This is a genomic window from Acinetobacter sp. CAU_H_60 (genome assembly GCF_058599385.1).
The window spans coordinates 1,217,558-1,229,723 of sequence record NZ_CM178653.1; the positions used below are offsets into that span (position 1 = coordinate 1,217,558).

A 12,166-nucleotide genomic window follows, 5' to 3' on the forward strand; every position below is an offset into this window, starting at 1 on the left:
TCAGCCCACCTAAGAATAAGAAATAAATACCATGTCCAAAGCATTGATCACTATTGGCGCGAAAACCAGCCATGGCGGTATGGTCTCTGAATGTGAGAACTCTTTTTTAATTAATGGCATGGCGGTGCATCTGAATGGCATGAAGCATTACTGTCCTAAGTGCCAAACTACCGTGACAGCCATTGCTAGTGATTTATCTACAATAATCAAAGGCAGGGCTGTAATCATTGCTGGAGATAAAGCCAGTTGTGGAGCCACTTTTTTACCAATGCAAAACCTGACTATTTCTAAAAAATAACGAACCATTTGCCGATTTAAGCTAGGAGTGACTTAAAGGTCATAGATTGGTGAATTTGGTTCTGTAGAATTTTGCATTTCAATATTAAGCTTCTTTCAGACTTTATAAAGAAATGACCAAAGAAAATAATGAAACAGGTTTTGCATTTTACTCATGCCAATGGCATTCCATCGGCAAGCTATCGCAAGTTTTTAAATTATTTTCAGGACGAATATCAGGTCAAGGCGATTCCGCTGATCGGGATGAATCCAGACTATCCAATTACCAAAGACTGGCGTTATCTAGTAAATGAAGTGATACAGGATATCCAGCAGCAATCTCCGGATCAAAAGGTGATTGGGCTGGGACATTCATTTGGTGGTTTGGTAACTTTAATGGCAGCCTATCAACGTCCGGATTTATTTTCCAAACTGGTGATCATGGATCCACCTTTCGTAATTGGGAAAAATAGTGCATTGTTTGAAGTCGTGAAAAAGTTCAACTTAAAAAGTATTGACCGCTTCACTCCGGCAGGTATTACCCTAAAACGTAAGGATTACTGGCCATCTAAACAGGACGCCGTTGCAGCGCTGAGATCGAATCGTCTATTTAAGCATTTTGATGAACAATGTTTTCAGGATTATATTGAAAGTGGGATTGTACCTGATCAAGAGCGTGGAGGAGTAACTTTAGCTATTCCGAAACAGGTTGAGGCAGAAATTTTCCGGACTGTACCGGCCTGGTGGTGGCGTACACCAAGAAAACCACCCCAGGTTCCGATACATTTAATCACAGCAGAGCGCAGCCAGTTTTATCAGCAAGGTTTACCACAAGGCATGCATAAGGTTTACCAAATTCATTATTCGGTGGTGCAGGGCGGACATATGTTTCCACTAGAGCATCCGGAAATGACGGCAAACCATGTTAAAGCCAGATTGAATAAGCTTTAATCTTGGTAATAAAAAAGACTCACTAAGAGTCTTTTTTTACAGCTGGCTTAACGGATCTGAGATTGATCCAGATGACGGGCACCTTCCAGAATCATGCGAATCATGATCATGGTCTGTTCCGCAATTTCCTTACGGTCTTCAGGTGCCATATCGATCACATTGGCACCCATATTAAATACCAGTTGGGTAATCGCTCTGGCCGCAATCTCAGGATGAAATAATTTTTTATTATTTAGTCGTTCCAGACGGATCAGGTCTTCCTGAAGCTCCTGCTGGAAATAATTCAGTTGGCGTTCGACTGCCTGTTTATAGGATTTTGAACCGGTATAACCTTCACGTAATAACAGACTTAAATTACCTTCATCAGCATCCAGCTGGGCAATAAAGACTTCGACAGAACTACGGATAATACTGTTCTGTTTCGATGCCTTTAGGCGGGATTCATTGAGAATCTGACGCAGCACAATCCCAGCACGATCAATCAGCTCAATCGCCAGTTCATCGATATCTTTAAAATGACGATAAAAACTGTTCGGAGCAATTCCAGCCTCACGAGCAACTTCACGCAAGCTTAAAGATGAAATACTTTTTTGTGGTCCGATCAGGTTTAAAGCAGCCTGGAACAGTTCTTCCTTGGTAATGGTCGCTTTACGGCCCACACTACGGACAATAATGGGCTCATCAATGCTTTTCGATGGTAAAGACGCGTCACTGCTTATTTTCATTGAAGGCTCATTCATGAGGTGATTAGTAAAAGGCATTAACACATTATAACGAAGGCAGTCCAGCTTGTGAAATGATTAGAAACAATACAAATGTATATACAAATATATATACAAGTGTATAATAATTAAAAATCCAAGGTGATGTCTAAAACGATGCCTGTACTCGAAAAGCTTAAAACACCATTAAATACGCTGAAAGAGAGTGTGATTGATCCGTATGCAATTAATTTCTGGATGCAGAAATTAAATCCTTTATGGTCGATGAATCAGCCCTTAGGCAAGATTGTGCGCAAAGAACATGCTGCGCAGGATATGTTGAGCCTGACGATTCGTGTCAATCATTTATTCCATTTCGGTCAGGCGGGCCAGCATCATCCTGTATTTGTGGTGGTGAACGGCATTCGTTATGAACGTAGCTATAGTCTGACCCGTATTGATCAGCAGCATATTTTATTGACGGTTAAAAAAGTGAATGCGGGTAAAGTTACTACCTGGTTTGCTGAACAGGCTGAAGTCGGCGATATCATTGAATTCGGTCAGCCTTTCGGTGACATGACTTTGCCAGAACAGGACAGCCCATTGCTTTTGCTTGCTGCGGGTAGTGGTATCACCCCAATGCTGAGTATGCTGGAAGCTTTAAAAGATAAAGCTGAACTGGTTGCACCAGTAACTTTATGGTACTGGGTTAAGAAAAACCAGGATGCTGCTTTCATTGCGCGTTTTGAAGAGCTGGCACAAAAGTTTTCAAACTTTTCTTATCAGGTATTTGCAACTCAGGAACAACCGGCTGCGCCGCGTCTTGATGAATCTTATCTAGATCAATTGCAAGCATTGGAACACAGCACAGTCTATGCATGTGGACCATCAGGTTTTGTTGCGACTGCAGAACGGCTGTTTGCTTCAGCAAAACTGTTCAAAAGTGAAGCTTTCAGCATGAGTCTGAGTGATGAAGCTGATACCGGTTTTGTCAATGTAACCCTGACTCAATCGAAAAAAATCGTCACGATTTCAAAAGGCCAGTCAATTCTGGTAAGCCTGGAACAGCAGAATATCCGACCGACCCATGGCTGTCGTATGGGCATCTGTAATAAATGTGCCTGTAATAAAGCGGAAGGTTCAACCAAGAATCTAGTAAATGGCGCACAAAATACCGAGCCAGGTAATCTTTTAAAAATTTGTGTTAACTCAGCGCAGACTGACCTTGTCATCGACTTATAAGCGAGTTTTATCCTATGAATATGCCAGTAAAATTACAGTATTTTAAAAATCCTAAAAACCGTGAACTGACCCAGTCTGAGCTAGATGAACTTGCACGTGAGCTTGATGCCATCAAACAGGAAGTGCTGGATGATTTAGGTGAAAAAGATGCCAAATATATCCGTCGCGTATATTCGAGTATCCGTTATTCATCGATTGCAGGTCGTGCCTTATTATTCGCAGGCTGGTTCCCGCCAGCATGGTTGTTGGGTACAGGCTTATTAGGCTTTGCCAAAATCATGGAAAATATGGAATTGGGTCATAATGTCATGCACGGTCAATATGACTGGATGAATGATCCGAAGCTCAATGGCCAAACCTACGAGTGGGATATTGTCGGAACTTCAGACAACTGGCGTCAAACCCATAACTTCAAGCATCATACCTATACCAACATTAAAGGCATGGATGACGATATTGGTTATGGCTTGTTGCGTTTGTTCCCTGAGCAACGCTGGAAACCAGGCTATTTATTACAGCCAATTTACAGTATTCCATTTTGCTTGTTATTCCAGTGGGGCGTGGCCATTCAAAACCTTGAACTGGGTAAATACTTCAAAGGCCGTAAAACCAAAGAGCAAACCCTTGAAGAATGGAAGCCAATGCAGCGTAAAATTGGCAAGCAATTATTCAAAGATTATGTATTCTTTCCATTGATTGCAGGTCCTGCAGCATTACCGGTATTGACAGGTAACCTGGTGGCAAATGGCCTTCGTAATATCTGGACTTTTAGTATTATTTTCTGTGGTCACTTTACCAAAGATGTAGAAGTGTTTCCGAAAGCTGTGATGGAAAATGAAAGTCGTGGTCACTGGTATATGCGCCAGATTCGTGGTTCTTCAAACTTGACTGGTTCTGAAGCGTTTCATATTTTGACTGGACATTTAAGCCATCAGATTGAACATCACTTATATCCAGATGTGCCTGCACGCCGTTACCGTCAAATGGCGCCAAAAGTAGAAGCAGTATGTAAAAAATATGGTCTGAACTATAACAATGCCAGTTTGGTAAAACAGTATGGCAGCGTAATTAAACGTATTGTGAAATATGCATTTCCGTTTAAGAAGTAAGATAGATTTCAATAAAAAACCGCTGTTCATAGCGGTTTTTTATTATTCTCAGTTTAATTAATTATTTTAAGCTCAGACTCAGATAAATTCATTTCAAGTAGTGGAAGTACTTTATCTCGACCTTCCAGATAAGCATACTGTGCAAGGCTTAACATTGCCTCATCTTCTTCGCTATTTCCATAAGCATAAATTTCAGCATAATCTTCTAAATTATATTTTTCCAGGATTCTACTTTTCTTCTGATCCTTACTACAATCAGGTGTGTTGTATAAACCTGTCATTTTGCCTGTCAGAATTTCTACTTCACTACAAATCAGGTCAATGCCTAAATAAGTACAAACCGGTTTTAAATATAAATCCAGTGAAGCAGAAACGAGAACGACTTGATGCCCGAGTTGCTGATGTTGTCTAAGTTGCTTTAATAGCTTAGGATTTAATCTTAAAACAAGCTGCTGTGCATATTCTTCGGCAAGCTGCTGAATTTCATGCGCATGACTATTTTTGAACATGGTGTAATACAGCTTTGGGCGCATTGCATGAGCAGGATAGAGCTTAAGATAGTAAGCCTGAATCCAAGGCAGAATACGAATGCCACGTTTTAAAATCTGCCTTTTCTTTAAGGCATAGAAAATGAACCCTGTAAAACTGTCATAAGGATACAGGGTTCCATCAAAATCAAATAAGGCTAGAGTTTTATATTTTTGATGCGGCGCATGCATGTTTGATAACGACCATCGACACGGCTGGCAAACCAGTTAGTATTATACTCACGACTCAATTTTGGGCCTGAGATCACAACTTCTGGCATCATTGCATAAATTGGCTCTTTACCGGTTTTTTCTTGATAAAGTTTACTGATACCACGATAAGTCATGGTATCTTCAAAATCTTTAACTTTTTCTTTTTTTAGATCCGCCCGAATCTGACGTTCAGTAATAATAAAATTATTTTTTGCAAAAACGCTGATGAGCTCTCGTTCAGATTGACTCTTTTGTGAGCGAATCGCGCCATCTTTAGTATATAGTAGTAAATCGCCATCCAGGCTCAATTCAGCTTCGGTTAAGCTATTTAACATGCTCTGGAATGCTGCATTACGGCTGGAATACATCCCGGAGTTATAATCAGCAAAGCGATAAATCGGTTTTTCATAATCCGCAGGGTACATCATCAATCGATGAATCCCGTAATAGAGTCCGCCGTACTGGCTATACAGGTCACTACGCAAATCAGCAATACTGCCACCTTGACGTTTATATTCCTTGGCATAGCTGATATGAACCTGCATAGAACCCAAAGTTGTAATCGGATTCATTTTTTCGCCAATATTTTGTCCAAACAGTTTGGCAGCACCTGTCAGTGCACTTACATGATAATGTTTGGCCATGTAATCAAAGATTTCACGATAAAGTTCATCTAATTGACGTTCGGTTTTGACCCGGCGCATCTGGCTTAGATAATTGTCTTCTGGACTTGGATGATTTTTAAGTACGTCCTGGAAATATCCTGCAACTGTTCCACCGATACTTTCACCAAGTTTATCTTTGAATTTTTCTTCCAGACGTTCCTGAACTTCTTTAACGGCTTTTTCACCAAGACCAGGAACTACCGGATCTGCATTAAAGTTAGATTCCTGATCGACAACTGCCACGATTGAACAGATATTCTCTTTGGTTTGTGGAATACCGAGCTGGTCAGTAATGTCATAAATATCTTGTGCCCATGATTCACGCTGGCTGACACGACCTGGAATGGCTTTGCGAATATGTTCAACTTCAAGAGTTGGTTCATCATTTGACCACCATGAACCATTGCCACACCCTACAAGGCTAATAGATAAAGCAAGTATGGATACGGACTTAAGAGAAAAAACTTGAGCAAAATATTTGTTCATGGTGTCGTAAATAAATTGAAAAGATGAGTGAACAAGGCAGATGCAGTATACTATGCCCATCAGAAAAGTGATGAATTTATATGTATATTGGTCCCTATCAACTGTCAAATAATTTGATTGTCGCTCCTATGGCAGGTGTCACCGATCGTCCATTTAGAACCTTATGCAAGTACTTTGGCGCAGGTCATGCAGTCAGTGAAATGATGACTTCTGACAAGACCTTGCGCATGAGTAAAAAAAGCTTATATCGTGCCAATTTTGATGGTGAGCTGGCACCAATCTCAGCACAGATTGCTGGTTCTGATCCGCATGACTTAGCTGAGGCAGCACGTTATCAGGTCGCAAATGGGGCACAAATTGTTGATATCAATATGGGATGCCCCGCCAAGAAAGTCTGTAATAAGCTGGCCGGTTCTGCCTTGTTAAAGGATGAAGATCTGGTTGCACGTATTTTAGATGCAGTCGTTGCTGCAGTTGATGTTCCTGTGACTTTAAAAACCCGTTTGGGCTATCTCAACGGTCATGAAAATATCCTACGAGTTGCAAAACGTGCTGAAGACGCGGGGATTGCAGCGCTGGCATTACATGGTCGTACTCGTGAAGATATGTACCTCAATACGGCACGTTACTCCTTAATCAAGGAAGTGAAAGGGATGTTGAATATTCCCGTGATTGCGAACGGAGATATTGATAGTCCTGAGAAAGCTAAATATGTTTTGGACTATACAGGTGCAGATGCCATTATGATCGGCCGTGCAGCACAAGGCCGTCCTTGGATTTTTCGTGAAATTGCACATTATTTAAAAACCGGAGAGCATCTGGCTGCGCCAAGTATTGCTGAAGTGAAAGATGTGCTACTAGGGCATTTATCCGAACTTTATGAGTTTTATGGTGAATATTCAGGTTGTCGTATTTCGCGTAAGCATATTGCCTGGTATACCAAAGGACTACGTTCGAGTAATGAATTCCGTCAAAATATGTATCAGGTAGAAAACACCGCCGATCAATATAAAGTGGTGGAAAACTATTTTAATGGATTACTGGAACATGGCCATATCATGAGCGATGTACAAGTAGATCAGGTGAATCTGTTAGAAACCAAATAAAAGAGAGATTTCCTAGTTCTTCTAAAAGGTATTGTAGTAAATACAGTACCTTTTTTATCTTGTAGCTAAAATTTTATATGCTTCCGTTATATTAAAGCCTGTAGTGAACATAGCCGCATATTAAGTTCACTGAAACTGGACAGGATATGGACATTGGTTACGTGAAATTGCTCTAAGCTGAATTTCTAGCATGGCAAGATGTTTATTCAATCTTGTTCATTCTCATGATCAAGGGAGATCTATAATGACAAATACCAATCGTCCAGTTACAGACTTTGGCAATAAAACCTCGACTGAATTACCAGAGGAACGTAGTGACGCATTAAATCAAGATGCAACAGATGCCAGTGCTCGACCAGATTTGAATTCACCTCAAAAAGATAATCCTCGTGTGCCAGATATGAATGAAGGTGAGGATAATGTACTTGCTACCAGTGCAGGTACTTTAGGCGGGGCAGCAGTTGGAGCGATTGCCGGTCTGGTAGGTGGTCCTCCAGGGGCAGTAGTAGGCGGTATCATTGGCGGTGTTGTAGGCGGTATTGCAGGGAATGATATTGCTTCACCTGATCATCCGAAACAAACGGATAACTATGAGCATCCAGAAAATCATCCAGAGGCAGATAATTATCAGCATCCGGACACGATTAAGCAGGAAGATGATTACTGGAGAACTGAGCATACCAACCGTCCGTATTATACCGAATCACGCACTACTTACAGCGATCTCGACTATGATCGTGACTATCGTGGTGCCTATCGGGTGGGTTATGAAAACCGTCCGCTATATGACCGTCAAACTGACTTCGAACATGCCGAACCTGAATTACGAACCAAATGGGAACAGGTAAAAGGTGAATCTCGTTTGAATTGGGAAGAAGCAAAATTTGCGATCAAAGATGCTTGGCATCGTATGACTCGTTAAAAGAACGATATAAAAAAAACCTCTCTTTGGAGAGGTTTTTTTATGTTCTAAAATTAAATTTTGCTTTATTTTTGTTTCATTTCCAGCACTAACTGATTAATTAAATCAGAAGCTTCCATCTCACGAATTTGCGCCACATTTGAACCTGCCCAAAACGCGCCATAACCCTGATCACCATGTTTGGACGCTGCTGCATGTAACTGCTTGGCCAGATCATAAGTATACGGATAGGCAGGAACATCCAGACGATTAGGCGTGTCTACGTCTATGTGCCAGTGATTAATGATGCCACGCGCTGGGCGGCCGGAAATGCTGGCACTAACTTGAGTCAGCGGCTTGGACAGTAGCGCTTTACGATAGGCGTCATTGGCATTGGAAGATTTGCATTGAACAAATGCTGTACCCAATTGTACTGCTTCAGCGCCAAAGTCCATCATCTGACGGGCTTGTTCACCATTCATGATTCCGCCTGCAGCAACCACCGGCAGTGAAAAATGCTGTTTTATTAACTTGACCAGATTGGAGGTTTTGACTGAGGCATCAAATTTGGTACTAAAGATACCCCGGTGACCTCCAGCCTCAATGCCTTGAGCAATGATGATATCAATCCCTGCTGCTTGAATGGCTTTGGCCTCAGCAAAATTGGTTGCAGATACCATCGTCAGAATACCGGCATCTTTTAGAGCCTGAATCTGATGCGGAAGAGGAATACCAAAATGAAAGCTGACCGCACATGGTCTGGTTTCCAGAACCAGATTCAGGAAGTCATCATTGTCTTTAAAACTTGGGTAAATACAGTTCAATTGAGTGGGTGGATTAATTCCGTATTCAGCAAATTTATCTTTAAACTGGTTAATCCAGGCTTGAGCTACGTTTTCATCAAGAGGCTGGCTGTCATGACAGAAAAAGTTAACCTGAAATGGGCAATCTGTAAGTTCCTGAGTTTTTAAAATCTGCTGGCGCGCAGATTCTACGCTGCTGGCTCCTAAGCCGAGCGAACCCAGACCACCTTGATTTGAAACTTCCGCTGCCAGTTCAGGTGTCGAAACGCCTGCCATAGGGGCCAAAAAAATAGGATGTTTTATTCCAAGTTTTTCTAATAAAGACATAGATTTGCTCCCTGTTACTCTATCTACTTTGCCTATAGCCGCAGAATTAAGCAAATCATATTGGTTATTTTATTTTGAAATAATGCTGTATGGATAACGGTTCAATTACATTTCTTACGACATGAAATGTCGCTACAAAGACAGGAAAGCTATAGTGCATCACGGGGAAAATTTATAATAGGTTTTTAGCCAACAACTTGCTGAAATCATGTCTGATCGTATCCGAGAAAAACTACAAATTTTAGCTGATGCCGCCAAATATGATGTGTCCTGTTCATCGAGTGGCAGTAACCGTAAAAATAAAGACAAAGGCTTGGGCAATACCGGAAATGGAATCTGTCATAGCTATACCGAAGATGGTCGCTGTGTCTCATTGCTGAAAATACTGTTTTCTAATGTCTGTATTTTTGACTGTGCCTATTGTATCTCTCGTCGTTCCAATGACGTAAAACGTGCTGCATTTACCGTACAGGAAGTGGTCGATCTGACCATGAATTTTTATCGCCGTAATTATATTGAAGGGCTGTTTTTAAGTTCGGGAATTTTTAAATCAGCAGATTACACCATGGAGCGGATGTTGCAGGTGGTGAAAAAGCTGCGTCTTGAAGAAAATTTTAATGGTTATATTCATCTCAAAACCATTCCCGGAGCATCGCAGGAGATCATTACTGAAGCGGGTTTATATGTCGACCGGATGAGTATCAACCTGGAAATGCCAACCGAAGCAGGCCTGCAAAAGTTTGCCCCAGAGAAAACCCATACAGAAGTGCAAAAAGATCTGGGAATTGTGCGGGATCGCCTAATCCAGTTGAAAGATGAACGTAAGATCATCAAATCCGTTCCCAAATTTGTTCCTGCAGGGCAGACCACGCAAATGGTGGTCGGTGCGCATAGTGAGACAGACAAAGATATTATTTTAATGGCTGATCGGCACTACAAGGAATTTAAGCTGAAACGCGTGTATTTTTCTGGCTATATTCCGATTAACCCCGAAGAAAAAGCCTTACCCGCAATCGGCTCAGCGCCACCCTTATTAAGAGAAAATCGTCTATATCAGTCTGACTGGCTGATGCGTTTTTATGGATTTTCAGCAGATGAAATTGTAGATGACCAGCATCCAAATCTGGATCTGGATATTGATCCAAAGCTGAGCTGGGCTTTACGTCATCCTGAGGCCTTCCCGGTTGATATTAACCGAGCCGACTACAAAATGATTTTACGCGTGCCGGGCATTGGAGTACGTTCTGCCAAAAAGATTGTACAGGCACGCCGTTTTGGTCAGATTCATATTGACCAACTGAAAAGGATGGGCGTGGCGTATAACCGGGCACAGCATTTTATCCGCTGTGCAGATACACCAAAATTTAAAAAGGAGCAGCAATCCCAGCAGATTCGCCAGCAGATTTTACAAGCTGGTCAATCCAAATATCAGCAACAACTGTCACCTCAACTGGGATTCGGTTTCTGATGGCACAGTATTGTTTTGATGGCACCATGACCGGTTTATTAAGCTGTGTATTTCGGGCTTTTGAATTTAAAGAGTTTGATGTCAAAGTGACGGCCAATCCGCAGGCACAAAATGGCTTATTCGATGATTTTATTCATGTGGCTTCGAATGAAAGTCATGGGCAGCGGGTCTGGCAAGGCATAAAACAGAAAGTATCATCCAGTAGTTTAAAAGCCTTTTATTATGCTTTTCTTTCTGAAAAAGAACAGGCATTTCAGAACCTGTTCGATTTTGCAGTTTATGTATTTCAAAACCAACGGCCGGTTGATAAAGATTATGGCCATCATGCAGTCATCGGAATGTCACAATGGATGAAACAGGTCGGGCGTGAAAAGCATCGTATGGAAGCTTTTGTCCGCTTCAAAAAAGCCAAAGATGGATTGTTCCTTAGTCTGATCAAACCGGATTTTAATGTACTGCCGATTATTTCCCGGCATTTTAAGGAACGTTACCAAGATCAGCTTTGGCTAATTTATGATGAGCAGCGCCAGTACGGCATCTATTACGATTTAAATGATGTGCACCAGATAGAGATGAATGCAGAAATGGTTGATCCACAAATCCGGATTGGACATAGTCAGTCTTTTAGTATTGAACTGGATGATGAAGAAGTACTTTATGATCAGCTTTGGAAAGATTATTTTAAAAGCGTGAATATTCAGGCACGACAAAATTTGAAACTGCATATCCAGTATGTACCTAAGCGCTACTGGCGTTATATGAATGAGAAAGTACTTTAAATAAAATCTTCACCCAAGTTTAAGGCATAATGACAGCTAATATTTAGATCGAGTGTATAGATATGAAGGTATGGCTGGCATCATTAGCTATGGTAACTGGATTGGCTGCATGTTCAGCAGAGCAACAGAAAGTAGCAGTAGATCCAGGTAAATATCAGGTTAAAAGTGCACAGGAATTACAGCAACGTTTTGATGATCTAAACAGTAAGTTGGCACAGGACTTTCAGCAATTTAAAAAAGTAGAAAGCATTGCCTTTTCTCATCAATTGCCTTTGGATGTGAATAACCTGCAAACCTTGAATCAGCATCCTGTCAGCCGGACTGCGCTAAAATCCAGTAAAGTAGCCTATTGTGACATGATGAATGGTTATTTTACCGAGATGTATCGCTTGGGACATTATAATCTGAATCTGGTCGACGAGATTCAATTACCTAAAGCCGAGAATGAAGACCTGAAATCCAATTTTGCATCTAGCGATCAGTTCTATACTTTTATTCTGGACCGTTATACGACTTATCGCCAAGTTCAACAGACTATGAATTATGGCTGTAATTTAAAAGCTGCGTTATAAGCATTAAGCGGCTTTGTTGCACAAACCTATCTGTAAAGGC

The 12,166-nt window shown here is 41.3% G+C and carries 13 protein-coding genes; 9 read left to right on the top strand and 4 right to left on the bottom strand.

Going from position 1 to position 12,166, the window contains the following annotated elements; translation table 11 throughout:
• Positions 1-31 precede the first annotated feature (31 nt).
• Both AC4MBN_RS05660 and AC4MBN_RS05665 read left to right on the top strand, forming a co-directional pair.
• Positions 32-298, top strand: a complete 267-nt coding sequence (locus AC4MBN_RS05660) for a PAAR domain-containing protein (protein ID WP_419365611.1) — start codon at positions 32-34, stop codon at positions 296-298.
• 128 nt (positions 299-426) lie between these two features.
• The gene (locus AC4MBN_RS05665; RefSeq protein WP_491880809.1) at positions 427-1,227 is read left to right on the top strand and encodes an alpha/beta fold hydrolase; all 801 of its coding nucleotides are present in this window, start codon (positions 427-429) and stop codon (positions 1,225-1,227) included.
• Positions 1,228-1,274: 47 nt separating this feature from the next.
• On the opposite strand, the gene fabR is transcribed toward AC4MBN_RS05665, so the two are convergent.
• Positions 1,275-1,952 carry an HTH-type transcriptional repressor FabR gene (gene fabR / locus AC4MBN_RS05670; RefSeq protein WP_004786319.1) on the bottom strand — a complete coding sequence of 226 codons (678 nt, stop codon included), beginning with the start codon at positions 1,950-1,952 and terminating at the stop codon, positions 1,275-1,277.
• A gap of 153 nt (positions 1,953-2,105) precedes the next feature.
• Between fabR and AC4MBN_RS05675 the strand changes: the two genes are divergently transcribed.
• Together AC4MBN_RS05675 and AC4MBN_RS05680 are read left to right on the top strand one after the other, a co-directional pair.
• Positions 2,106-3,170, top strand: a complete 1,065-nt coding sequence (locus AC4MBN_RS05675; protein ID WP_491880810.1) for a ferredoxin reductase — start codon at positions 2,106-2,108, stop codon at positions 3,168-3,170.
• Positions 3,171-3,184: 14 nt separating this feature from the next.
• Positions 3,185-4,279, top strand: coding sequence for a fatty acid desaturase family protein (locus AC4MBN_RS05680; RefSeq protein WP_004786314.1), 1,095 nt, complete (start codon positions 3,185-3,187; stop codon positions 4,277-4,279).
• A gap of 53 nt (positions 4,280-4,332) precedes the next feature.
• On the opposite strand, the gene AC4MBN_RS05685 is transcribed toward AC4MBN_RS05680, so the two are convergent.
• Both AC4MBN_RS05685 and AC4MBN_RS05690 read right to left on the bottom strand, forming a co-directional pair.
• Entirely contained in the window at positions 4,333-4,998 is a 666-nt protein-coding gene (locus tag AC4MBN_RS05685) for an HAD-IB family phosphatase (protein WP_419374942.1), read from the bottom strand.
• Positions 4,965-6,170 carry a DUF1615 domain-containing protein gene (locus AC4MBN_RS05690; RefSeq protein ID WP_491880811.1) on the bottom strand — a complete coding sequence of 402 codons (1,206 nt, stop codon included), beginning with the start codon at positions 6,168-6,170 and terminating at the stop codon, positions 4,965-4,967. Before AC4MBN_RS05690 ends, AC4MBN_RS05685 begins: the two co-directional genes overlap by 34 nt.
• Positions 6,171-6,250: 80 nt before the next feature.
• On the opposite strand from AC4MBN_RS05690, the gene dusB reads away from it, so the two are divergent.
• Both dusB and AC4MBN_RS05700 read left to right on the top strand, forming a co-directional pair.
• Positions 6,251-7,276 (top strand): tRNA dihydrouridine synthase DusB, encoded by a 1,026-nt coding sequence (dusB, locus tag AC4MBN_RS05695; RefSeq protein WP_419365616.1) that lies wholly within the window; start codon positions 6,251-6,253, stop codon positions 7,274-7,276.
• A 244-nt stretch (positions 7,277-7,520) separates the two neighbouring features.
• On the top strand, positions 7,521-8,198 hold the full coding sequence (locus tag AC4MBN_RS05700; protein WP_491880812.1) for a hypothetical protein: 678 nt from the start codon (positions 7,521-7,523) through the stop codon (positions 8,196-8,198).
• A gap of 65 nt (positions 8,199-8,263) precedes the next feature.
• Here the strand turns inward: AC4MBN_RS05700 and AC4MBN_RS05705 are convergent, their stop codons facing one another.
• A complete protein-coding gene (locus tag AC4MBN_RS05705) occupies positions 8,264-9,307 on the bottom strand; it encodes an NAD(P)H-dependent flavin oxidoreductase (RefSeq protein WP_491880813.1) in 1,044 nt (347 codons plus the stop codon).
• Between the two features lie 208 nt (positions 9,308-9,515).
• On the opposite strand from AC4MBN_RS05705, the gene AC4MBN_RS05710 reads away from it, so the two are divergent.
• The 3 genes from AC4MBN_RS05710 (at position 9,516) to AC4MBN_RS05720 (ending at position 12,126) form a co-directional block, all read left to right on the top strand.
• A complete protein-coding gene (locus AC4MBN_RS05710) occupies positions 9,516-10,775 on the top strand; it encodes a putative DNA modification/repair radical SAM protein (RefSeq protein WP_491880814.1) in 1,260 nt (419 codons plus the stop codon).
• Entirely contained in the window at positions 10,775-11,554 is a 780-nt protein-coding gene (locus tag AC4MBN_RS05715; protein WP_491880815.1) for a TIGR03915 family putative DNA repair protein, read from the top strand. The genes AC4MBN_RS05710 and AC4MBN_RS05715 overlap by 1 nt, the downstream gene beginning before the upstream one ends.
• 62 nt (positions 11,555-11,616) lie before the next feature.
• The gene (locus tag AC4MBN_RS05720) at positions 11,617-12,126 is read left to right on the top strand and encodes a hypothetical protein (protein WP_419365619.1); all 510 of its coding nucleotides are present in this window, start codon (positions 11,617-11,619) and stop codon (positions 12,124-12,126) included.
• Positions 12,127-12,166: the final 40 nt, after the last annotated feature.

What these genes read in the sequence shown, in the direction of transcription:
- AC4MBN_RS05665 (WP_491880809.1), top strand. Translation starts at nt 427, where the DNA reads ATGAAACAGGTTTTGCATTTTACTCATGCCAATGGCATTCCATCGGCA.
- AC4MBN_RS05660 (WP_419365611.1), top strand. Translation starts at nt 32, where the DNA reads ATGTCCAAAGCATTGATCACTATTGGCGCGAAAACCAGCCATGGCGGT.
- AC4MBN_RS05680 (WP_004786314.1), top strand. Translation starts at nt 3,185, where the DNA reads ATGAATATGCCAGTAAAATTACAGTATTTTAAAAATCCTAAAAACCGT.
- AC4MBN_RS05700 (WP_491880812.1), top strand. Translation starts at nt 7,521, where the DNA reads ATGACAAATACCAATCGTCCAGTTACAGACTTTGGCAATAAAACCTCG.
- AC4MBN_RS05685 (WP_419374942.1), bottom strand. Translation starts at nt 4,998, where the DNA reads ATGCATGCGCCGCATCAAAAATATAAAACTCTAGCCTTATTTGATTTT.
- dusB (WP_419365616.1), top strand. Translation starts at nt 6,251, where the DNA reads ATGTATATTGGTCCCTATCAACTGTCAAATAATTTGATTGTCGCTCCT.
- AC4MBN_RS05710 (WP_491880814.1), top strand. Translation starts at nt 9,516, where the DNA reads ATGTCTGATCGTATCCGAGAAAAACTACAAATTTTAGCTGATGCCGCC.
- AC4MBN_RS05705 (WP_491880813.1), bottom strand. Translation starts at nt 9,307, where the DNA reads ATGTCTTTATTAGAAAAACTTGGAATAAAACATCCTATTTTTTTGGCC.
- AC4MBN_RS05690 (WP_491880811.1), bottom strand. Translation starts at nt 6,170, where the DNA reads ATGAACAAATATTTTGCTCAAGTTTTTTCTCTTAAGTCCGTATCCATA.
- AC4MBN_RS05720 (WP_419365619.1), top strand. Translation starts at nt 11,617, where the DNA reads ATGAAGGTATGGCTGGCATCATTAGCTATGGTAACTGGATTGGCTGCA.
- fabR (WP_004786319.1), bottom strand. Translation starts at nt 1,952, where the DNA reads ATGAAAATAAGCAGTGACGCGTCTTTACCATCGAAAAGCATTGATGAG.
- AC4MBN_RS05715 (WP_491880815.1), top strand. Translation starts at nt 10,775, where the DNA reads ATGGCACAGTATTGTTTTGATGGCACCATGACCGGTTTATTAAGCTGT.
- AC4MBN_RS05675 (WP_491880810.1), top strand. Translation starts at nt 2,106, where the DNA reads ATGCCTGTACTCGAAAAGCTTAAAACACCATTAAATACGCTGAAAGAG.